Origin of the sequence: Enterobacter roggenkampii (assembly GCF_001729805.1) — a bacterium.
GTDB classification, from domain to species: domain Bacteria; phylum Pseudomonadota; class Gammaproteobacteria; order Enterobacterales; family Enterobacteriaceae; genus Enterobacter; species Enterobacter roggenkampii.
Window position 1 is genome coordinate 2,386,899 of the sequence record NZ_CP017184.1, and the last position, 20,781, is coordinate 2,407,679.

The following is a 20,781-nucleotide window of genomic DNA, read 5'->3' on the forward strand; positions in this document are numbered from 1 at the left end:
ATCAGGCTAGCGCACGCGCGTTAGCCTGAGCCTGCCTGGCACGCAGGTAACCGTAGATCAGTAATGCACTCATGGCCGAGAACGAGAGTAACGCCGCAGGCAGCGTGACGTAGCGCCAGCTAAAGCCGAGGGTAATCATCATCCCACCAAAGTACGCCCCGATAGCGCTGCCGAGATTAAACGCCATCTGCCCTCCGGCCGCCCCCAGCATCTCGCCGCCCTTCGCATTTTGCAGAAGCAAAATTTGCAGCGGCGCAGAGAGCGCGAACAGCCCGGCACAGCAGATAAAGCCCATCACCAGCGAGGCCGTTTTCAGTTCGCCCAGGGCGAAAAGCAGCAGCAGCGAGGCGACAATCACCATGTCGGTAGTCGCCGCAATGCGCAGCGGGCTAAAGCGCCCCGAGAGCTTGCCGCTCAGCAGATTGCCCAACACCATGCCAAGGCCCATCAGCATCATGATGATCGTCATCATGCCTTCGGAAAAGCCAGAAACGTTGACCATAAACGGCTTAACGAAGCTGAACCACGCGAACACACCGGCGTTACCAAACATGGTGGCGGCAAAAATCAGCCAGGGCTCCGGTTTCTTCAGGAACTGGAACTGCTCGGTCAGTTTAATTTCTGATTTGTCATGGATGTCCGGCACCCAGATCAGCACCGAGAGGATCACCAGCGCATCGAACAGGGCTATCAGTAAAAAGGTATAACGCCAGCTGAACTGGTGCCCCAGCCAGGTGCCGAGCGGCACACCCACCAGGTTGGCGACGGTCATTCCGGCGATCATCCCGGCCACCGCGACCGTCACCTTCCCGGGCGGCGCAATTTTAGACAGAATAATCGCCCCAACGCCAAAAATGGCGCCGTGCGGAAAACCGGAAATCAGCCGCCCCAGCGCCAGCCAGAAATATGACGTAGAAAACGTAAACAGAGCATTGCCAACAGCGCACATCGCCACCAGAAACAGCAGCGTGGTTTTTAACGAGAACTTGCCGGAGAAGAGCGCCACAATCGGGGCGCCAATCACCACGCCGAAGGCATAAAACGAGATCATATTCCCGGCGGAGGGAATCGAAATACCGGTGTCATGCGCCAGCTCGGTTAACACGCCCATGATGCCAAATTCAGCCATGCCCAGGCCAAATGTGCCAAGCGCCAACGAAAATATTGTCTTTTTCATACCTCAACCACGGGTTAATCACTCGCAGCGGGCATTATTGAATAATCTTGTATGGTGAGCCAGTTCAAATCAGATGGCTGACAGGTTAATCCATTGATTCAGGAGTTTTCTCCAACTGCTACGCGGTGGGATTGGCAAACAAAAAGCCCCGGCAGGCGTCAGGGCTTTAAAGGGTTTAAGGTCTGGCTTTTACGGTGCGCTCTCTGCCGCTGCTTTAGCGCCTGTAATCGCGCCAGCATTGAAAATAGGATGCTCATGATTGTTCGTTACGTCACGAACGCGGTAGATTTTCCATTCATCATCTTCACGACGAAGAAATACCTCAAGATGGATGCTTCTCCCGTTACCCGCCCCTTCAATGACGTGGACTACTTCACCGTTTAAAAATGGTCTGGCGTTTTCCACTCGTAACGCAGGTATCCATTCACGGGAGTAATCTTGTGTATACGTAAAATAGTCAGACTCTATTAACTCTTGTTCAGAGATTTCCTGAATGGTATTAATGCGAGCAATCGTATCAGCAGAAACATATTTACGCAGTTCGTCGGCAGGATAAGGCCTGGCTTCATCGCTGCCGAATACGGAAAGATAGGATTTATAAAATGATTCGGTAGCGTCTTGTGCGCTACGTTCTTGATTGGCAGCCGAACTACATCCCACCAGCAACATAACGAATGATAATAATATCCTTTTCATCAATGCATCCTGTAAATTTTAAAGGATGGTTGCATTTTGCGGTATCCAGGCCCCGGATACATACTTTTTTGAACGAAATCAGAAATCCATTGTGTACCGTCATACATAGTCATGTGGCCTATGCCATTTCCACCTGGGTATGGCTGTATCACGGCCACATCACCAGCAATTAACGTTGAACCAGGCGGCAGCTCACTGAATCCAGCACGTAATAATTCAACCCCATAATCTTTTGCATAATCTGTGTTCGCTACCTTAACACCGCCAGCCAGAATGGCAAGGCGGGTAAACTTAGCACATTCACTATGAGAGCGTCCCAGAGCGTGTGAACGGAGATACGAAACCGCAGCGTCTTTATTCCAACTCATTCTTAGTTCCTTTAAGTAAATAAGAATGAAATTATCACATTAACCACACATAGAGTGTGGTATTAAATGTGCTGATTTTATTGCATCTGCATAGGGAAACAGGTGCTTAGCACCTTCGTTAATACCTCTGTATCTGCTTAAAAAAGTGTCGAGACATTAATTACCTAAAAACAATACGCATAATATCAGGTGGATTACACTTCATAGTGCGGCCTCGCTTTTTCCGCACCGGACAACCTGAGGATGACAATCATGGGAAGCAAAAAGAAAACCCCTGTCGCTGTTGATGTCGTATCGAATGCACCGCTTAAGACCAAAGAGTATGAAAAAGAGCTCCGCCGCCTGCACGTCGAACTGGTTAAGCTCCAGCAGTGGGTCGTCGCCAAAGGGTTAAAAGTGTGTATTGTTTTTGAAGGACGTGATGGCGCCGGCAAAGGCGGCACCATTAAAGCGATCACCGAGCGCGTCAGCCCGCGCGTGTTTCGCGTTGTTGCGCTCCCTGCTCCGACTGAAAAGGAAAAAAGCCAGCTTTACTTCCAGCGCTATGTGCCCCACCTGCCTTCGGCGGGTGAAATCGTGATCTTCGATCGCAGCTGGTATAACCGCGCGGGCGTGGAACGGGTGATGGGGTTCTGCACGGAGGAACAGGCGGAGAAATTTTTAGACGGCGCGCCGGTTATGGAAAAAGCGATGGTCGATGCCGGCATTATCCTGCTGAAGTACTGGCTGGAGGTGACGCCGAAAGAGCAGGAGCGCCGCCTGCGCGACCGTATTAACGATGGGCGTAAGATCTGGAAGCTGTCGCCGATGGATATTAAATCCTTTAACCTCTGGGACGAGTACACCCGCGCCCGCGACGCCATGTTTGAAGCCACCGACACCGCCTGGGCGCCGTGGTTTGTGGCGCGTTCAGAGGATAAAAAACGCGTGCGCCTGAATATTATTTCGCATCTGCTTTCGCAGATCCCGTATAAAGAAATTCACGTCGACAAGGTGGATTTACCGAAGCGCAAAATCGGCAAAGTCAAACCCACAAAATACCCGTTCCGGTATGTGGAAGAGCGGTTCTGATTTGAAGAGTAGGCCCGCGCAAGCGCAGCGCCGCCGGGCAAAGCCGACGGCGCAGGTTTTACTTCATCCCTTCCGTACTTTCCTGTTTCGCTTCCAGCCGTTCCACGTCACGGTACCAGCGTGGGTGGTGTTTCTGCGCCCAGCGGCGGCTCACCTTCCCTTCAATCATGCCTTTAATCGATCCTTTCACCCAGAACGCCATATACATATGGATCAGGATGGCGTGAATCAGGATGATGGCCGACGTCGCGTGGATCAGCAGCGCGTAGCGAATCACCTGTATCGGGAAGTAGTGTGCAAAATACGGACGCCAGATCATCACCCCGGTCACCAGCAGCACAAAAATCATGCTCATGATGGTCCAGAACATCATCTTCTGTCCGGCGTTGTATTTCCCCACCTTCGCGACTTTGTGCTCGTTACCCTTCAGGACTTCAACGATCCCTTTCACCCAGGGGATATCCTGCTTGTCCGGAATATTGTGATGAACGAAGCGCACGAACATAAACATCAGCACCACGAAAATCAGCACGCCGAAGAACGGGTGCAGAATGCGCCCCATCTGCGGCGTACCGAAGGTTTCGGTCAGCCACTGCAGCGTCGGGAAGAAGAACGAAATTCCCGATACCGCCACCAGGAAGAAGCAGATCACTACCGTCCAGTGACAGGCGCGATCGACAAATTTGGTGCGCACTATCATTTTCGACTTACTCATGATGCTCCTCCTCGTCGTCATCCACCTCTTTGTTTGGCCCGATACCGATGTAGTGATAAATCAGCCCGGCAAAGGTGGCGATAAAGCCCGCCGCGGAGAGCGGCTTGAGCGCCCCTTTCCACAGGTTGATGGAAGTATCGATCGCCGGATCCTTCGGCAGGTTGTGGTACAGCCCCGGCTGGTCGCTATGGTGCAGCACATACATCACGTGCGTACCGCCCACGCCCTGCGGGTTGTAAATGCCCGCCTTGTCGTAGCCCCGCGCTTTGAGCTTATCGACGCGTTCCTGCGCCACGTCCAGCATCTCTTTTTTGGTGCCAAAGTGAATGGCGCCGGTTGGACAGGTCTTCACGCAGGCAGGCTCCTGCCCGACGCTGACGCGGTCCACGCACAGGGTGCATTTGTATACCCGGTTATCCTCTTTATTGAGGCGCGGGATATTAAACGGGCAGCCCGCGATGCAGTACCCGCAGCCGATGCAGTTGTCCTGCTGGAAATCGACGATTCCGTTGGCGTACTGGATAATTGCCCCGGCAGACGGGCACGCCTTCAGGCAGCCCGGATCTTCACAGTGCATGCAGCCGTCTTTGCGGATCAGCCACTCCAGCCTGCCGTTCTGGTCGGTTTCGCTAAAGCGCATCACCGTCCAGGATTTGGCACTCAGATCCGCCGGATTGTCGTAGACCCCAACGCAGTGCCCCACCTCGTCGCGAATATCGTTCCACTCCGAACAGGCCACCTGACAGGCCTTACAGCCCACGCAGGAGGAGACGTCGATAAGCTTGGCGACCTCTGCCTTGTAGTCCCGCGCGCGAGGCGCGGGAGTGATCGGGTTGGTCGCGGAGCGTTTAATTATGTCTTGTGTTTCCATCGCCATTTAATCGCTCCTTACGCTTTCTCGATGTTGACCAGAAACGCTTTGTACTCCGGCGTTTGCGAGTTGGAATCGCCGACGTTTGGCGTCAGGGTGTTGGCGATATAGCCTTTCTGCGCCACCCCTTCAAAGCCCCAGTGCAACGGGATACCGACGGTTTCCACCTGCTGGCCGTGCACGTTCAGCGACTGCAGGCGGCGGGTGACCACCGCCACCGCGCGGATAAAGCCGCGCTTGCTGCTCACCTTCACGCGATCGCCGTTGGCGATGCCCTTCGCTTTCGCCAGCGTTTCGCTTATCTCCACAAACTGTTCCGGCTGCGCGATGGCGTTAAGACGCGCGTGCTTGGTCCAGGTATGGAAATGCTCGGTCAGGCGGTAGGTCGTCCCTACGTACGGGAACTTGTCCTTTTTGCCCAGACGCAGCACGTCGTCTTCGTAGATACGCACCACCGGGCTGGAGACCACGTTCGGGTGCAGCGGGTTGGTGCCGAGCGGCGTTTCCATTGGCTCGTAGTGTTCCGGGAACGGCCCTTCCGCCAGCTTGTTGAGGGCGAACAGGCGTCCCAGCCCTTCCGGCTGCATGATAAACGGCCCGGTGTTGCTGCCCGGCGCGGCGGTGCTGTAGTCCGGGATGTCGTTCCCCGTCCACTTCGTCCCGTTCCACTGGATCAGCATGCGCTTCGGATCCCACGGCTTGCCGTTCACGTCGGCGGACGCACGGTTGTAGAGCACGCGACGGTTCAGCGGCCATGCCCAAGCCCAGCCCAGCGTGTTACCCAGGCCTGACGGGTCAGCGTTGTCGCGGTTGGCCATCTGGTTACCCTGCTCCGTCCAGCTGCCGGTGTAGATCCAGCAGGATGATGCCGTGGTACCGTCGTCACGCAGCAGCGCGAAGCTGTTCAGCAGCTGGCCTTTCTTCGCCACCAGATTGCCGTTCGCGTCATACAGATCCGCCAGCGCCACGCCGTTGTTCTCTTTCGCGACCTCTTCGGATTCAGGACGAGCCGGCTGCTTGTAGTGCCAGCTCATCTTCAGCAGCGGCTCTGCACCTTTGCCGCCTTCGGTGCGGTACATTTCGCGCAGGCGGTGGTAAATCCCGGCCAGGATTTCGCCGTCGTTACGCGCTTCGCCCGGGGCGTCCTGGCCTTTCCAGTGCCACTGCAGCCAGCGGCCGGAGTTGGAAATAGAGCCGTCCTCTTCCGCAAAGCAGGTGGACGGCAGGCGGAACACTTCGGTCTGAATCGAGGCCGGATCGACATCGTTTGACTCCCCGTGGTTCTGCCAGAAGGTGGAGGTCTCGGTCACCAGCGGATCGATAACCACCATGTACTTCAGCTTGCTCAGGCTGCGAACGACTTTGTTCTTGTCCGGGAAGGAGGCCACCGGGTTGAAGCCCTGGCAGATATACCCCGTGACGTCGCCCTTATCCATCATGTTGAAATACTTGATGACGTCATAAGCCTGATCCCACTTCGGCAGCCACTCAAAGCCCCAGTCGTTCTCTTTCTGCGCCGCATCGCCGTAGAAGGATTTCATCAGGCTGACGTAGAACTTCGGATAGTTGCTCCAGTAGTTCACCTGATCCGGCAGCGTCGCTTTTGGCGTATTGGCCTCAAGATATGCTTGCAGATCGGCCTGCTTTTCAGACGGCAGCGTCAGGTAGCCCGGCAGGCTGGTGGAGAGCAGACCGAGATCGGTCAGGCCCTGAATGTTTGAGTGGCCGCGCAGCGCGTTCACGCCGCCGCCTGCCATGCCCATGTTGCCGAGCAGCAGCTGGATCATCGCCATGGTACGGATGTTCTGCGCGCCCACGGTGTGCTGCGTCCAGCCCAGCGCGTACAGGAACGTGGTGGTTCTGTCGGCGGCGCTGGTGGAAGCCAGCACTTCACACACCTTCAGGAAGTCCGCTTTCGGCGTGCCGCAGATGTTCTCCACGACGTCCGGCGTATAGCGGGAGACGTGCTGCTTCAGCAGGTTCCACACGCAGCGCGGATGCGTGAGCGTTTCATCGCGCATCGCATAGCCGTTTTCATCGAACTGATAGTTCCAGGACGTTTTATCGTACTGGCGTTTTTCGGCGTCATAGCCGCTAAACAGCCCGTCTTCGAAGGCAAAATCATCCCGCACCAGCAGGTTCGCGTTGGTGTAGTGCTTAACGTAGTCCGCGTTGATTTTGTTGTTTTCGATCAGGTACAGCAGCACGCCGGACAGGAACGTAATGTCCGTACCGGAGCGGATCGGCGCATAGATATCGGCCACCGATGCCGTACGCGTAAAGCGCGGATCGACGACGATAAGCGTCGCATCGTTGTTGTTTTTCGCTTCCATCGCCCAGCGGAACCCCACCGGATGGGCTTCAGCGGCGTTACCGCCCATCACCACGACGACGTTCGCGTTTTTGATATCAACCCAGTGGTTGGTCATCGCACCGCGACCAAATGTTGGAGCAAGACTTGCTACCGTTGGTCCGTGTCAGACGCGCGCCTGGTTGTCTACCGCCAGCATGCCGAGCGAGCGCACAAATTTTTGCGTCAGCATGCCGGTTTCATTACTGGCCGCCGAGGCGCATAGCATGCCGGTGGAAAGCCAGCGGTTGACCGTCACGCCCTGCGCGTTCTTTTCAATAAAGTTGGCGTCGCGGTCGGCTTTCATCAATTTCGCAATACGGGAGAAGGCCTCATCCCAGGAGATACGCTGCCATTTGTCGGAGCCCGGCGCGCGGTATTCGGGGTAGCGCAGGCGGTTTTCGCTGTGGACGTAGTCCAGCAGCCCCGCCCCTTTCGGGCATAACGCCCCGCGGCTCACCGGATGATCCGGATCCCCTTCAATGTGATAAATCGCTTCTCTGGCGTTCTTCGCGCCATCGCCCAGGCTATACATTAAAAGCCCACAACCCACGGAGCAGTATGTGCAGGTGTTACGGATCTCTTTGGCGCGCAGCAGTTTATAGTTGCGCGCCTGAGCCAGCGCCATTTTGGGAGCAAATCCCAGCATTGCGGCTGTTGTTCCGGCCATACCGCCCGCGCAGATTTTAAAAAATTGTCTGCGGCTGACGTCCATTGCTGTCCTCGTTATCTGAAAAGACTTCGCGCCGCAAACTAACAGCAAAGCCCCTGATTTTTTTGCGTCAAATCAAGGTCATCAGCCTTCCCCCCCTTAATAGTCACCTCCGCAACGTTTCATTACCCCTTTTTGATTAACGGCTTAAGAGAATAATTCACGACAGCGACAGGCGTAATGCGATACATTTTTCCTTTAATTTTTATTGTAATGGCGAGTAATGGACAGAAAGAGAGCAACGCTTATTGGGCTGGCGGCAATACTGTTATGGAGCACCATGGTCGGCCTTATTCGCAGCGTGAGTGAAGGATTGGGCCCTGTTGGCGGTGCCGCGATGATTTACACCCTCAGCGGATTACTGTGTCTGGTGACGGTAGGATTTCCTGATATCCGACGGTTTTCTCCCCGCTATCTTATTGCCGGCAGCGTTTTATTTGTCAGCTACGAAATATGTCTGGCGCTGTCGCTGGGCTATGCCGCAACGCGATCGCAGGCGATTGAAGTGGGCATGGTCAATTACCTTTGGCCGAGCCTGACGATCGTATTTGCGATTTTGTTCAACGGGCAAAAGTCTAGCCTGTGGGTGATCCCCGGCTTGCTCATTTCGCTGCTGGGCGTGTGCTGGGTATTGGGCGGCGAAGAAGGATTACACCTTGAGGAAATAACCCGGAATGTCGTTTCCAGCCCTCTGAGCTATGCGCTGGCGTTTGCCGGGGCCTTTATCTGGGCCGCCTATTGCACCGTCACCAGCAAATTTGCGAAAGGGCAAAACGGCATCACCCTGTTTGTTTTGCTGACCGCGCTGAGTCTGTGGGTGAAATATGCCCTGAGCGATCAGCCCGACATGGTGTTCACGCTTCCGGTAGTCGTGAAGCTGGTTATGTGCGGTATCGCGCTTGGGTTTGGTTACGCCGCCTGGAATATTGGCATCCTGCACGGTAACGTCACGGTTCTGGCTGCCGTATCCTATTTTACCCCCGTGCTTTCTGCCGCGCTTGCCGCCGCGGTGCTAAGCTCCCCCCTTTCATTCTCGTTCTGGCAAGGCGCGCTGATGGTCTGCGCCGGGTCGTTGCTCTGCTGGTACGCCACACGAAAATAACGCTGCTCGACTGGCCGGGGGAATTTCAACCCGGCAACATAATTAACATAAATTTAAAATGTGATCAGGCATCAGAATATTTATCATGATAATAGAGCGTCTGTTTAAGTTCGGTTTATATTGAACGCCTTCTGTAAAGCCATCTGAAGCGAGTTGACACAAACTGACAACCCAGTGAAATTAGTGAGTGATGAATATTAACGCCCTGGATAGCATGGCGTGCAATAATTCAGCTCTGACAGTTTTATGATAATATGCGGAATAGACGCTGAAAAATTAAAACAACCCATTGTTTTTAAAGAAAAGCAGCAATACCCCCCTCATTAAACCCTCGGAAATTGCGAAATTTAACGCGATAAACAAAAACCATCAGAAATTATAGTAAAAGCAATAACCCCACTGACTAAATAACTATTAATCGTATAAATTCCGACCATATTGTTTGAATGATCGCCTTCTCACACGATCGAGATCACACTAATTGAAATTATCTCTAATATTTTGAAACTTATTATTGAAATAAGACTACGAGATTTTTAAGAATAGCATGCCATTGACGAACAGCCTCGTTTAGAAATCGTTCAAAGTGGTTCAGGAAATACCGAAAAAAATTATAAGGAACATTTAAGATGAAACTTAAATTAGTTGCAGTGGCAGTCACTTCCATGCTGGCAGCAGGCGTTGTTAACGCTGCCGAAATTTACAACAAAGACGGTAACAAGCTGGATCTGTACGGTAAAGTGACAGGTCTGCACTATTTCTCTGATGATGCTGGCGCAGATGGCGATAAAACCTACATGCGTATCGGCTTCAAGGGTGAAACCCAGGTTAACGATCAGCTGTCCGGTTACGGCCAGTGGGAATACCAGATTCAGGGCAACAAGGACGAAGGCGACAACCAGTCCTGGACTCGTGTGGCGTTTGCAGGTCTGAAGTTCGCGGAAGCAGGTTCATTCGATTACGGTCGTAACTACGGCGTGATTTACGACGTGACCTCCTGGACCGACGTTCTGCCAGAATTCGGCGGTGACACCTATGGTGCCGACAACTTCCTGCAGTCTCGTGCTAACGGCGTGGCAACCTACCGTAATCAGGACTTCTTTGGTCTGGTTGACGGCCTGAACTTTGCTCTGCAGTATCAGGGTAAAAACGGCAGCGTAAGTGGTGAAAACACCAGCGGTCGCAGCCTGCTGAACCAGAACGGTGACGGCTATGGCGCATCCCTGACTTACGATCTGGGCGAAGGCTTCAGCGTAGGTGGTGCAATGTCCTCCTCCCGTCGTACCGCTGACCAGAATGCGGCTGGCGTATACGGTGAAGGCGACCGCGCAGAAGTATACAGCGGTGGTGTGAAATACGACGCGAACAACATTTACCTCGCGGCGCAATACTCTCAGACCTACAATGCAACCCGTTTCGGTACCTCTAACAACAAGCGTACCGACATTTACGGCTTTGCAAATAAGGCGCAAAACTTCGAAGTTGTGGCCCAGTATCAGTTCGACTTTGGCCTGCGTCCGTCTATCGCTTACCTGCAGTCTAAAGGCAAAGACATCGAAAACTTCGGCGACCAGGATCTGGTGAAATACATCGATGTTGGCACGACCTATTATTTTAACAAAAACATGTCCACCTACGTGGATTACAAAATCAACCTGCTCGATGACAACACGTTCACTCGCCAGGCAGGCATCGGTACCGACAACATCGTAGCGCTGGGTCTGACCTACCAGTTCTAAATCTTGTCTCTCCAAAAGCCAGCTGAACAGCTGGCTTTTTTATCGCCCTCTTTTACCCGCCAGACGACTCCCCGCCCGCTGCCCGTCGCAGCCAGTTTTGCAGCAGCTTGCCGTCCTCGGTCATCTCTGAATCTGAGCGCACGCAGAGGTAATAGTCGCGTCCGTCATCAATCGGTAGGTCAAAGATCTTCACCAGCTCACCGCTCTCAAGATACGGCGCAATCAGCGGCTCCCGCATCAGCGCACACCCCAGACCCGCCTGTACGCCCGCCAGCGTCAGCAGACCGTCCTCAAACATTGGACCGCTGCGGCGAACGGGACGCTTCACCCCCTGCTGTACAAACCACTGCGCCCACGTCGTGCGCTCCTCATCGTGCAGCAGCGGCATCTGCAGCAGTTGCTCAGGCGTGTCGATATGGCCGTGAATACGCAAAAACGCGCGGCTGCACACCGGCACCATCTGTCCGGAAATCAGCTTTTCACTCTGATAGCCCGCCCACTGGCCGTTGCCAAAACGAATCGACATATCCGACGCGTCGCTCAGATAGTTACGATGGTTGGCATACACCACGTTAATCTCGGTCTGCGGGTTGGCGCGCATAAACGCAGGCAAGCGCGGGATAAACCACCCCATACCAAAAAGCGGGATCAGGCTGATGGTGACCTGACGCGTTTGTGCCTGCTCCGCCAGATGCTCCGTCGCCTGGCGCAGCACGTTAAACGCCGCACGGATCGAGCGGTAATATTCCCGCCCGTGCTGGCTCAGCACCAGCCTGCGCCCCTGACGCTCCGTCAGCGGCATTTGCAGGTACCCTTCGAGCACCCTGAGCTGATGGCTGACGGCCGACGGAGAAATGTCCAGCTCCTGCGCGGCCAGCGTGACGCTGCCCAGCCGGGCGATGGCCTCAAAGGCACGCACAGCCCGAAGCGGCGGATCGTTTGCAAGGCGACTTTCTGCATACGCAGGCAGGCCAACCAATTGTTCTGTTTTATTCATATGTTGATTTCTTTAGGCTTTTCACCCAAAAATAGGTCTTCATTATATTTATATAAATCATAAAGAAAGAACAATATCTATTTATCATAAGAAATAATAGATGCGTATTTTACAATTTAATTCATTTATTGGATGGTAGCCGCAGAACGAGCACTTTGCGGGTACAGACGTTGGATACACTCATACAACAACTGATCAACGGTGTGATGCTGGGAAGCATCTACGCGCTTATCGCGCTGGGCTATACCATGGTGTATGGCATTTTGCGCATTATTAACTTTGCTCACGGCGATATTCTGATGGTCGGCGCGCTCACCACGCTCTCCGCCATTAACGCCCTGAATACCACCTTCCCGCATATGCCGCAGCTGTTGCAGCTCGGCGTTGCCCTGATGATTGCCATGGCCGTCTGCGCCCTGCTGGCGATGGCCGTGGAACGCTTTGCCTACCGTCGACTGCGCAACGCCCCGCGCCTCGCGCCGCTGATCTCGGGTATCGGCGTTTCGGTCCTGCTGCAAACCGTGGCGATGATTATCTGGACGCGCAACCCGCTGATGTTCCCGCAGATCCTGCCGATGGACCCTATCGCCGTCACGTCAGGCAGCGAAGCGCATCCTCCTGCCATCGTCACCGTCACCGGTATCGTCACCGTTGTCCTTGCGCTGGCGGTGATGACCGGGCTCTGGCTGCTGGTGGAATACACCCGTCTGGGGCGCGGCATGCGCGCCGTGGCGGAAAACCCGCGCGTGGCCACGCTGATGGGGGTTAACCCAAACGCCATCATCACCCTGACGTTTGCGATTGGTGGGGCGTTTGCCGCGCTGGCAGGCGTGATGATGGCCAGCAACTACGGTAACGCCAGCTTCTCGATGGGCTTTTTACCTGGGATCAAGGCCTTTACCGCCGCCGTGCTGGGGGGCATTGGCAACATTCGTGGCGCCATGATTGGCGGCATCCTGCTCGGCATTATCGAAGCGCTGGGCGCAGGCTACCTGGGTGAACTGACCCACGGCGTATTTGGCAGCAACTATCAGGATGTCTTTGCCTTTATGGTGCTGATCCTGGTGCTGGTCTTCCGTCCGGCTGGCCTGCTGGGCGAGCGCGTGGCGAACAGGGCGTAAGGAATACCATGACAACACTTCAACTCCAGACCCCGGCGACGACGCGCAAATTCTGGTCAGGCATGAGCCTGTTCTGCCTCGCGCTGCTGATTGCGCCCGTGGTGGCCACGCAGCTTGGCGGCAACTACTGGGTGCGCGTCATCGACTTCGCCCTGCTCTACATCATGCTGGCGCTCGGGCTTAACATTGTGGTGGGCTATACCGGCCTGCTGGACATGGGCTTTATCGCCTTTTACGCGGTCGGCGCCTACCTCGCGGCACTGATGGCTTCCCCGCACCTGCTGGAGGTGTTCCCGATCCTCGGCGTCTGGTTCCCGGAGGGGCTGCACACCTCGTATCTGCTCATTATTCCGCTGGCCGCCCTCGTCGCGGCCGTCTGCGGGATGTTACTCGGTGCTCCTACGCTCAAGCTGCGCGGGGACTACCTGGCGATAGTGACCCTCGGCTTTGGCGAAATTATCCGCATCCTGATGCGTAACCTCGACCGTCCGGTAAACATTACCAATGGCGCTAAGGGCATTACCGGGGTGGATACGCTGAACCTTTTCGGCCTGAAGTTCAGCGGCGTATACCACTGGTTTGGTTTCAAAGTGCCTGCCCTGTGGCTGTGGTACTACCTGCTGATGCTGGTCATTGTGGCGATTATTTTTGTCTGCCTGCGCCTGCAGCATTCCCGAATTGGTCGCGCCTGGCACGCCATCCGCGAGGATGAAGATGTGGCGCGCGCGATGGGCATCAACGTGCGTAACTATAAATTGCTCGCCTTTGCGATGGGCGCCTCCTTTGGCGGCGTGGCGGGTGCGCTTTTCGGCGCGTTTCAGGGCTTTGTCTCCCCGGAGTCCTTCACGTTACAGGAATCGATTGCCGTACTGGCGATGGTGGTGCTGGGCGGCATGGGGCACATTCCGGGCGTGATCCTGGGCGCGGTACTGCTTACCGCCCTGCCGGAACTGCTGCGCAGCCAGGCAGCACCGGTTCAGCAGGCGCTGTTCGGTACGGTGCTGATTGACCCGGAAGTGCTGCGCCAGCTGTTTTACGGTCTGGCACTGGTGCTGGTTATGCTGGTGCGCCCGTCCGGGATCTGGCCGGTACGCCACAAGGAGGCGAAGGCATGAGACTGTTAACCGTACGCAACATGACAAAACGCTTCGGCGGGCTGACTGCTGTAGATGACGTTTCCTTAACCGTGAACAAAGGCGAGATCTACGGACTGATCGGCCCCAACGGCGCGGGAAAAACCACCTGCTTTAACCTCATCACCGGCCTTTATCCGGCGGACAGCGGCGAGTTTTCGATAGCGGATAAGCCCTATTTCCCAAAACACATAGAGAAAGTGACCGCCGCCGGGATTGCGCGCACCTTCCAGAACGTGCGCCTCTTCAACGACATGTCGGTACTGGAAAACGTGATGGTGGGCCGCCACGTGCGCACCCGGAACGGCCTGTGGGCCGCGCTGAGCCGCCACAAACGCGCCCGTGAGGAAGAGAAACAGACCCGCGAGCTGGCCTGGCACTGGCTGGACTATACCGGCATTGCGCAGTTCGCCCACTATCGCGCCTGCGACCTGGCCTATGGCCATCAGCGTCGGCTTGAAATCGCCCGCGCGCTGGCAACGGATCCGCTGCTGCTGGCGCTGGATGAACCCGCCGCCGGGATGAACGCGGCGGAAAAAGTGGCGCTCGGCGAGCTGCTCATCCGTATCCGCGATGACGGCAAAACCCTGCTGATGATTGAGCATGACGTCAAGCTGGTGATGGGCATCTGCGATCGCCTGACGGTCCTTGATTACGGCAAAACGCTCGCCACCGGCACGCCGGAAAGCGTGCGGCGCGACCCGGCAGTGGTCGCCGCCTGGCTTGGAGGTAACGCCCATGTCTGAATTACTGAAGGTGGAACGTCTGGACGTGCATTACGGCGGCATTCAGGCCGTACGCGATGTCTCCTTTACCCTGCGCGAGGGCGAACAGGCTACGCTGATCGGCGCGAACGGCGCGGGGAAAAGCTCCACCGTGCGCGCCATTACCGGGCTGGAAAGCTTTAGCGGCAGCATTGACTTCAACGGTAAAGCGGTACGTAAACAGAGCCCGGAGAACCTGCTTCGCGACGGGCTGGTGATGGTCCCGGAGGGCCGCGGGATCTTCTCCCGCATGACGGTGCTGGAAAACCTGCAGATGGGCGCCTGGCTCAGGCGTGACACTGTCACCGCCAGGCGCGAGATGAACGAAATTTTCGAGCGCTTCCCGCGTCTGGGCGAACGCCAGCATCAGCTTGCCGGTCTGCTGTCCGGCGGCGAGCAACAGCTGCTGGCCCTTAACCGCGCCCTGCTCAGTCGCCCGCGCCTGCTGATCCTCGACGAGCCGTCAATGGGCCTTGCCCCGAAGATGGTCGAGAACATTTTTGCCGTTATTGCCGGGCTGCGCGAGCGCGGCGTCGCCCTGCTGCTTATCGAACAAAACGCTCGTCTCGCGCTGGAAGTCACCGACAGCGCGTGGGTCATGGACAGCGGCAGCATTGTTCATCATGGCGAATCGAAAGCGCTCCTCAACGACGACCAGATTGCACAGATTTATTTGGGCGAAATGCCCGTTTAACCACACCAGCCAACATCAGGGAAATACAATGAAAACAGTAAAAATCAGTGCGCTCAGCGCCGCTATTCTGCTCGGCGGTTTTGCCTCAACGTCCGCGTGGGCCGCCGACGGTGAAACCGTGGTCATCGGACTAGCAGGCCCGCTGACCGGCCCGTCTGCCCGTATCGGGAAAGATCTGGAGAACGGCGCGCAGCTGGCCATTGACGACATTAACAAGCAGCACCCGACCATCGGCGGCAAAGCGGTGACCTTCAAACTGCAGTCCGAAGACGATCAGTCCGACCCGCGCACCGCCGTAGCCGTCGCGCAGCGTCTGGTGGATAGCGGCGTGGCGGGCGTGGTCGGTCACTGGAATACCGGCACCAGCATTCCGGCGGCCCGCATTTATCACGATGCGGGTATTGCCCAGGTGGCGCCGGTCGCAACCGGTCATGCCTATACCCAACAGGGTTTTGACACCAGCTTCCGCGTGATGGGCCACGACGATGACGGCGGTCAGCTCGCCGGTCAGTACGCGGTTAACTCCCTGAAAGCCAAACGCATTGCGGTGATCGACGACCGTACCGCCTTCGGTCAGGGTCTGGCAGACCAGTTTATAAAATCGCTGGAAGCCCAGGGCGTGAAAATTGTCGATCGTCAGTACGTGGATGACAAAACGGTCGATTTCAGCGCCGTACTGACCGCCATCCGCAGTAAAAACGCCGATCTGATCTTCTTCGGCGGCGTCGACAGCCAGGCCGCACCGCTGGCGCGCCGCATCAAACAGCTGGGCATGAACGCCACGCTGATGGGCGCAGGCGGATTCGTCAGCCAGACGTTCCTCAAGCTGGCGCAGAAAGAAGGCGAAGGCGTTGTGGCGCTGGAGCCGGGTCTGCCCGTTGACCAGATGCCGGGTGGTAAAGCGTTCGAGCAGGCGTACCAGTCCCGCTACCACACCCATATCGAACTGCACGCCCCGTTCGCCTATGACGCCACCCGCGTGCTGGTGGCGGCGATGGAAAAAGCAGACTCCGTTGAGCCGTCCGACTATCTGCCCGCCCTGCGCGCCATCAGCTATTCCGGCGTTACCGGACAGATCGCGTTTGATAAAGAGGGCAACCTGAAATCGCCGTCGTTCACGGTCTATAAGGTTGTCGACGGCAAATGGCAGCCGCAGACCGTGCTGGGCGGCGCAAAAGCGAAGTAACGCAGCGAGGCAATGTGATGAGTAATAATAATGAGCTGGGCATTCTCGCCCGCCGCAAAATTGAAGCCGAAATTATTAAGCCAATTTATGAAATCCTGGTGCGCGAGATAGGGAAAGACCGCGCCCAGGCGGTGATTGGTGAGGCCATTGAGCAGGCCGCGATTGACGCTGGCAAAGGGTTTGCCAGCAAAGAACCCAACGGCGCGAACATCAAGAGCTTTATCGCCCTGCAGTATCTGTGGGAGAAAGATAACGCCCTGGAGGTGAAGGTGATCGACGCCGACGACCAGCAGTACAACTACAACGTGACCCGCTGTCGCTACGCGGAGATGTACCACGAGATGGGGCTGGGCGAAATTGGTCACCTGCTCTCCTGCGCGCGCGATGAAAAATTCATCGTGGGCTATGCGCCCGACGTAGAGCTAACCCGCACCACCACCATTATGCAGGGCGGCGCGTGCTGTGATTTCCGCTACCGCTGCAGTAAGGACAAGCCATGATCCGCGTCAACGCCGAACGGCTGTGGTCAACGCTTGAGATGATGGCGCAGATCGGCGGTACGCCCGCCGGTGGCGTCACCCGTCTGGCACTGAGCGAGGAAGATCGCGTTGCGCGTAATCTGCTTCGCGACTGGGCGCTGGACGCCGGTTTTACCTGTGACGTCGACAGCATGGGCAATATGTTTATCCGTCGTGCGGGGAAAAATCCGCAGCTTGCCCCGGTCATGACCGGTTCGCACGTGGATACGCAGCCGCTGGGGGGGAACTACGACGGGGTTTACGGCGTGCTGGCCGGGCTGGAGCTGCTGCGAACGCTCAACGACCATCACATTGAGACGGAACGTGACGTTGTGCTGGTCAACTGGACCAACGAAGAAGGCGCGCGCTTCGCGCCAGCCATGCTCGCTTCAGGGGTCTGGACGGGGCAATTTAGCGAAGCATACGCCCACGCCCGCGCGGATAGCGACGGTATCAGCGTGGGTGAAGCGCTGGAAAGCATCGGCTACCGGGGTGAAGCCCCTGCCCGCGCGTTTCCGGTTCACGCCTGCTACGAGCTGCACATCGAACAGGGCCCGATTCTGGAAGACGAAGCCCTGGATATCGGGTTAGTCCGCGCGGCAATGGGCCAGCGCTGGTTTACCCTGACGCTGGACGGGTTTGCCGCCCACGCGGGCACCACGCCGATGCACAGCCGCCGCGACGCGCTGACCGCCTTCGCGGAGCTGGCGCTGAAGGTGGAGGAGATTGGCTATCGGCATGCGCCGGACGGACGGGCGACGATCGGTATGGCGCAGGTTACGCCAAACTCGCGCAACGTCGTGCCGTCTCGGGTGGTCTGCAGCGTGGAGTTTCGCCATCCGGCGCAGACGGCGCTGGAAGCCATGGAGGCAGCGCTGCATAAGGTGGCTGAAAGCCTGAGCCTGCGCGGGGTGGCGGCTGTCGTTGAGCGCATCTTTGACTACGCGCCCATCGCGTTTGATGCCGAATGTCTGGCCCGCACGGAGAAGGCCGTGGCGGAACTGGGCTACTCGGCGAAACCGATGGTCTCCGGCGCGGGACATGACGCCTGCTATGTCAGCAAAATTGCCCCTGCCAGCATGATTTTTATCCCCTGCGTGAAGGGCATCAGCCATAACGAAGCGGAAAGGATCCTGCCGGAGTGGTCGGAAAAAGGGGCAAACGTGCTGTTGCACAGCGTGTTGGCCGCGGCCCAGGAAAAATAAACCGGGTGGCGCGGCTCGGACAACCGCGCCCGTAGGCCCGGTAAGCGCAGCGCCACCGGGCGTGTTTTACCCCTTCGGCACCTTCGCCAGGCTGAACCAGATCCCCACTGCCAGCAACAGCAGCATTCCGCCTGCACTCCCCAGCGCCACGCTGTGGGAGGTAATAAACGCGCTTTTCGCCGCCTCAATCACCGGCTCCGCGAGGGACGGCGTCAGATCCTGCGCCACCTTCATTGCTTCACCAATCGATGACGAGGCTTTATCGGCGAGCGAGGCATGCAGCCCCTGCGGCAGCGCAATCGACACCGAGAAGCTGCGGGTCAACAGCAGACCAAAAATGGCGATCCCCAGCCCGGCCCCCAGCTCATAGGACATGGTTTCAATGGCTCCGGCGGCTGCCGCCTTCTCTTTCGGCGCGGCCGCCATAATGGCCGAGGTCGAGGCCAGCAGCGCGCTGGCGGCACTGAAGCCGAGCAGCACCATCAGCCCCCACGCCTGCCACTGCTGCGTGCTGAAGTCGAGCGTCGACAGGCCGATAAAGCTGACCGCGCTCAGCCCCATGCCACCCGCAGCGACAATGCGTAGCCCCAGACGGCCCACCAGCACACCGGCAATCGGTCCGCTGAACCCGCTGGCCACCATTACCGGGAGCATAAACATGCCCGCCTCGAACGGCGTAAAGCCATGGACAAACTGCAGTTCCTGCGCCATCAGCAATTCAAAGCCCACCAGGGCGATCATCGCCGTCATCGCCATTACCACGCCGCTTAAAATGATGCGGTGACAGAACAGGCGCATGTCGATCATCGGCACGCGGGCGCGCAGCTGGATGCGCACAAAAATAAACAGCATCACGGCACCCGTCAGCAGGGTACACGCCACCAGCCACGGCGCCAGAGCGCCCTTAAGCGCGGTTTTGGCGCTGTAGACCAGCAGCAAAATCGCCACAATCAGCATGATGGCATGGCTGATATTCAGCGGCTGCTCCGGTCGGCCCTGCTGACGGGGGACAAAACGCGCGGCCAGCGACACCACCACCAGCACAATCGGTACGTTGATCAAAAACACCGATCCCCAGTAAAAATGCTCGAGCAGCATACCGCCAATCAGCGGGCCAAACGCTGCCCCGCCGGAACCGACCGCCGCCCAGACGCCGAGCGCGATGTTGCGATCTTTCGCGTCGGTAAAGAGCGTGCGGATCCCCGCCAGAGTGGCAGGAATGATCATGGCCGCACCAATCGCCAGCGAGGCGCGCGCCGCGATCAGCCACCCTGCTGAGGGGGCAAACGCTGCCGCCAGCGATGACAGGCCAAACAGCGTACTGCCGATCATCAACAACCGTTTAAAACCGATGCGGTCACCCAGGGCGCCCATCGGCAGCACCATTCCCGCCATCACCAGCGAGTAAATATCGATGATCCACAATAGTTCATTGCCGCTGGCGCCCAGCGTCATGCTCAATGTCGGCGCCGCTACGTGCAGCACCGTCGCGTCAATCGCCACCGGGATATACACCAGCACGATAATCACTAACGCTAACCACTGACGAAACATAAATTTCCTTTTCATCTCAAACCTGGACACATGTCCAGATTGCGATCCTACGTAAAGTTGAACGCGTGTCCAGCTTTTTGTTACACTCGTTTCATTCCTATTGAGAGTAGTGAAAAAATGCAATATTTGAGCAAGGAAGAGAGACGGGAAGCGATCCTGCAGGCCGCGATGCGCGTGGCGCTGGCCGAGGGGCTGGCAGCCATGACGGTACGGCGAATTGCCGCTGAAGCGGGCGTCGCGACCGGACAGGTCCACCACCACTTCGCCTCCGGCGGCGAGCTAAAATCGCTGGCCTTTGTGCGCGTGATCCGCGAGCTGCTGGATGCCGACGTGGTGGGTGAAAACGCCAGCTGGCGGGAACGGCTGCACAGCATGCTCGGCAGTGACGACGGCGGGCTTGAGCCTTACATTCGCCTCTGGCGGGAAGCTCAAATTCTCGCCAGCCGGGATCCTGAAATCAACGCGGCTTACGCCCTAACCATGGAGATGTGGCATCAGGAGACCGTGGCGATTATCCGCGCCGGGGCGGAGGCCAACGCCTTTACGCTTACCGATCGCGCGGAAAATATTGCCTGGCGATTGATCGGGCTGGTTTGTGGGCTTGATGGGATCACGATTTTAAATATGCCCGAAATGGACGATGCGGCGTTTAATAAGCATCTCGATAAACTTATCTCCCTCGAATTGGGTTAATACTCCCAACGGAGTATTATTTACCGCGAGTTTTACAATTAGTAACACATTAAGCGAACCCATATTTCCTTTCGAATCTCAGGGGTTCGCTTTTTTATCTATCCTTTCAGTTGTA

19 protein-coding genes are annotated in these 20,781 nt (G+C 56.9%); 11 read left to right on the forward strand and 8 right to left on the reverse strand.

Features of this window, described 5'->3' with window-relative positions; translation table 11 throughout:
- Position 1 precedes the first annotated feature (1 nt).
- The 3 genes from araJ to BFV67_RS11195 all read right to left on the reverse strand — a co-directional run bounded on the left by araJ (position 2) and on the right by BFV67_RS11195 (position 2,241).
- Complete coding sequence (gene araJ, locus BFV67_RS11185) at positions 2-1,177, reverse strand: MFS transporter AraJ (RefSeq protein ID WP_069598338.1); 1,176 nt, start codon at positions 1,175-1,177, stop codon at positions 2-4.
- A 189-nt stretch (positions 1,178-1,366) separates the two neighbouring features.
- Positions 1,367-1,873 (reverse strand): YqhG/Tai3 family protein, encoded by a 507-nt coding sequence (locus tag BFV67_RS11190; protein WP_069598339.1) that lies wholly within the window; start codon positions 1,871-1,873, stop codon positions 1,367-1,369.
- Positions 1,873-2,241 carry a hypothetical protein gene (locus tag BFV67_RS11195; protein WP_021240196.1) on the reverse strand — a complete coding sequence of 123 codons (369 nt, stop codon included), beginning with the start codon at positions 2,239-2,241 and terminating at the stop codon, positions 1,873-1,875. Before BFV67_RS11195 ends, BFV67_RS11190 begins: the two co-directional genes overlap by 1 nt.
- 252 nt (positions 2,242-2,493) lie before the next feature.
- On the opposite strand from BFV67_RS11195, the gene ppk2 reads away from it, so the two are divergent.
- Positions 2,494-3,312 carry a polyphosphate kinase 2 gene (gene ppk2, locus BFV67_RS11200; RefSeq protein ID WP_023327546.1) on the forward strand — a complete coding sequence of 273 codons (819 nt, stop codon included), beginning with the start codon at positions 2,494-2,496 and terminating at the stop codon, positions 3,310-3,312.
- A gap of 58 nt (positions 3,313-3,370) precedes the next feature.
- On the opposite strand, the gene fdnI is transcribed toward ppk2, so the two are convergent.
- From fdnI to fdnG, 3 genes are read right to left on the reverse strand one after another with little or no spacing between them, the layout of a single operon-like run.
- Positions 3,371-4,027: a formate dehydrogenase-N subunit gamma gene (gene fdnI, locus BFV67_RS11205; RefSeq protein WP_008501728.1), complete on the reverse strand. Its 657-nt coding sequence runs from the start codon at positions 4,025-4,027 to the stop codon at positions 3,371-3,373.
- Positions 4,020-4,904 (reverse strand): formate dehydrogenase subunit beta, encoded by an 885-nt coding sequence (gene fdxH / locus BFV67_RS11210; protein ID WP_069598340.1) that lies wholly within the window; start codon positions 4,902-4,904, stop codon positions 4,020-4,022. The genes fdnI and fdxH overlap by 8 nt, the downstream gene beginning before the upstream one ends.
- Positions 4,905-4,915: 11 nt before the next feature.
- Positions 4,916-7,963, reverse strand: coding sequence for a formate dehydrogenase-N subunit alpha (fdnG, locus tag BFV67_RS11215; protein ID WP_157888816.1), 3,048 nt, complete (start codon positions 7,961-7,963; stop codon positions 4,916-4,918).
- Positions 7,964-8,183: 220 nt separating this feature from the next.
- Here fdnG and yddG point away from each other — a divergent pair, with 220 nt between their 5' ends.
- Positions 8,184-9,062, forward strand: coding sequence for an aromatic amino acid DMT transporter YddG (gene yddG, locus BFV67_RS11225; protein WP_055321393.1), 879 nt, complete (start codon positions 8,184-8,186; stop codon positions 9,060-9,062).
- A gap of 629 nt (positions 9,063-9,691) precedes the next feature.
- The gene (locus tag BFV67_RS11230; protein WP_023327550.1) at positions 9,692-10,801 is read left to right on the forward strand and encodes a porin OmpC; all 1,110 of its coding nucleotides are present in this window, start codon (positions 9,692-9,694) and stop codon (positions 10,799-10,801) included.
- 52 nt (positions 10,802-10,853) lie between these two features.
- Here BFV67_RS11230 and BFV67_RS11235 read toward each other — a convergent pair whose 3' ends face one another.
- The gene (locus BFV67_RS11235; RefSeq protein ID WP_008501734.1) at positions 10,854-11,798 is read right to left on the reverse strand and encodes a LysR substrate-binding domain-containing protein; all 945 of its coding nucleotides are present in this window, start codon (positions 11,796-11,798) and stop codon (positions 10,854-10,856) included.
- 170 nt (positions 11,799-11,968) lie between these two features.
- Between BFV67_RS11235 and BFV67_RS11240 the strand changes: the two genes are divergently transcribed.
- Genes BFV67_RS11240 through BFV67_RS11270 form a run of 7 tightly spaced genes read left to right on the forward strand, consistent with a single transcriptional unit; the run spans position 11,969 to position 18,419 of the window.
- The gene (locus BFV67_RS11240; RefSeq protein ID WP_047071811.1) at positions 11,969-12,919 is read left to right on the forward strand and encodes a branched-chain amino acid ABC transporter permease; all 951 of its coding nucleotides are present in this window, start codon (positions 11,969-11,971) and stop codon (positions 12,917-12,919) included.
- A gap of 8 nt (positions 12,920-12,927) precedes the next feature.
- Entirely contained in the window at positions 12,928-14,034 is a 1,107-nt protein-coding gene (locus BFV67_RS11245; protein ID WP_069598342.1) for a branched-chain amino acid ABC transporter permease, read from the forward strand.
- The gene (locus BFV67_RS11250) at positions 14,031-14,798 is read left to right on the forward strand and encodes an ABC transporter ATP-binding protein (protein WP_069598343.1); all 768 of its coding nucleotides are present in this window, start codon (positions 14,031-14,033) and stop codon (positions 14,796-14,798) included. The genes BFV67_RS11245 and BFV67_RS11250 overlap by 4 nt, the downstream gene beginning before the upstream one ends.
- Entirely contained in the window at positions 14,791-15,510 is a 720-nt protein-coding gene (locus BFV67_RS11255; protein ID WP_023327555.1) for an ABC transporter ATP-binding protein, read from the forward strand. The genes BFV67_RS11250 and BFV67_RS11255 overlap by 8 nt, the downstream gene beginning before the upstream one ends.
- Positions 15,511-15,538: 28 nt before the next feature.
- A complete protein-coding gene (locus BFV67_RS11260; RefSeq protein WP_069598344.1) occupies positions 15,539-16,696 on the forward strand; it encodes a branched-chain amino acid ABC transporter substrate-binding protein in 1,158 nt (385 codons plus the stop codon).
- Positions 16,697-16,713: 17 nt separating this feature from the next.
- Positions 16,714-17,196 (forward strand): L-2-amino-thiazoline-4-carboxylic acid hydrolase, encoded by a 483-nt coding sequence (locus BFV67_RS11265; protein ID WP_069598345.1) that lies wholly within the window; start codon positions 16,714-16,716, stop codon positions 17,194-17,196.
- On the forward strand, positions 17,193-18,419 hold the full coding sequence (locus BFV67_RS11270; RefSeq protein ID WP_069598346.1) for a Zn-dependent hydrolase: 1,227 nt from the start codon (positions 17,193-17,195) through the stop codon (positions 18,417-18,419). Before BFV67_RS11265 ends, BFV67_RS11270 begins: the two co-directional genes overlap by 4 nt.
- Positions 18,420-18,485: 66 nt before the next feature.
- On the opposite strand, the gene BFV67_RS11275 is transcribed toward BFV67_RS11270, so the two are convergent.
- Positions 18,486-19,973 (reverse strand): MFS transporter, encoded by a 1,488-nt coding sequence (locus BFV67_RS11275; RefSeq protein WP_069598347.1) that lies wholly within the window; start codon positions 19,971-19,973, stop codon positions 18,486-18,488.
- A 117-nt stretch (positions 19,974-20,090) separates the two neighbouring features.
- Between BFV67_RS11275 and BFV67_RS11280 the strand changes: the two genes are divergently transcribed.
- Entirely contained in the window at positions 20,091-20,666 is a 576-nt protein-coding gene (locus tag BFV67_RS11280) for a TetR family transcriptional regulator (protein ID WP_021240211.1), read from the forward strand.
- The last annotated feature ends 115 nt before the right edge of the window (positions 20,667-20,781 follow it).